This window comes from Cellulomonas humilata (assembly GCF_013359775.1).
GTDB lineage: Bacteria > Actinomycetota > Actinomycetes > Actinomycetales > Cellulomonadaceae > Cellulomonas > Cellulomonas humilata.
Window position 1 is genome coordinate 1 of sequence record NZ_JABMCI010000051.1, and the last position, 1,366, is coordinate 1,366.

Genomic DNA, 1,366 nt, shown 5'->3' on the forward strand with positions numbered 1-1,366 from the left:
AACTCGACAGCGTTACGGCGGTCATAGCGAAGGGGAAACGCCCGGTCCCATTCCGAACCCGGAAGCTAAGCCCTTCAGCGCCGATGGTACTGCACTCGCCAGGGTGTGGGAGAGTAGGACGCCGCCGGACATCATTCAGAAGAAGCCACCCCTACGGGGGTGGCTTCTTCTGTTTTCAGGAGAAGGTTCTGTGCGCGCGACGTCGGGCGTATTGATCACCATGTTTCACCGCAGTTGTCGTCCCCGCTCCGCCAATTCGGCGCGGCCCAGTCGGCCGCCGTTCGGCGTCCGGAGCAGGGGATGAGACGATGGGGCGGTCGATCGCGACGAGGAGAGCACACAGATGAACAGCGAGAATCGTGCCGAGGGCACACCTGACGACCGGGGTCGGTCGGGTGGCGCCAACCGCGGTCGACCCGACGGCGAACGCAGCAGCTCGGCACGAGGCCCGCGCACATCCCAGGGCAGCAGCGGCGCGCCCCGTGGCGGGACGTCCGGTCGCGGTGGCGGTTCCTACGGCGGTGGCTCCTACGGTGGCGGGCGGCCGACCTCGGGCGGTGCGCCGCGCGGCGCGAACCGTTCCGGCGGCGACCGTTCCCCGTCCAGCTCCGGTGGCGATCGGGGCTACCGTCCGTCCTCCGGTGGACGGCCGGCCGGCGACGACCGTGGATTCCGTCCGACGTCCGGTGGGCGTCCCGGCGACTCTCGCGGCGGCGATCGTCCGTCCTACGGCGATCGGTCTGGCCAGGGCGACCGTGGTCGAGGTGGCGAGCGCCCCTCCTACGGCGACCGCCCGTCCGGCAACCGGCCCTCGTACGGTGACCGTTCCGGTGGCAGCCGTCCCTCGGGTGACCGGCCGTCCTACGGCCAGCGGCCCGCCGGTGATCGCCCGTCGTACGGGAGCCGACCGTCCGGTGGCGACCGGCCGTCCTACGGTGACCGTTCCGGTGGTGGTCGTCCTTCGGGTGACCGGCCGTCCTATGGCCAGCGGCCCGGCGGTGACCGGCCGTCGTACGGTGACCGTTCCGGTGGTGGTCGTCCTTCGGGTGACCGGCCGTCCTACGGTGATCGTTCTGGTGGGGGTCGTCCTTCAGGTGACGGCCCGTCCTATGGCCAGCGCCCTTCGGGTGACCGGCCTTCGTACGGTGACCGTTCCGGTGGTGGTCGTCCTTCGGGTGACCGGCCGTCCTACGGTGATCGTTCTGGTGGGGGTCGTCCTTCAGGTGACCGCCCGTCCTACGGCCAGCGCCCTTCGGGTGACCGGCCTTCGTACGGTGACCGCTCAACTGGAGGGCGTCCTTCGGGTGACCGCCCCTCGTACGGTGACCGCTCCGGCGGTGGCCGTCCCTCGGGCGACCGCCCGTCC

At 70.9% G+C, this 1,366-nt stretch carries 1 protein-coding gene and 1 rRNA gene; both read left to right on the forward strand.

The window, feature by feature from the left end; all coding sequences use genetic code 11:
- Positions 1–13: 13 nt before the first annotated feature.
- Positions 14–130 (forward strand): 5S ribosomal RNA (gene rrf / locus HP550_RS04350).
- A gap of 805 nt (positions 131–935) precedes the next feature.
- Positions 936–1,366: hypothetical protein (locus tag HP550_RS21915; protein ID WP_210767665.1), on the forward strand; the 431-nt coding region annotated here is incomplete at its 3' end.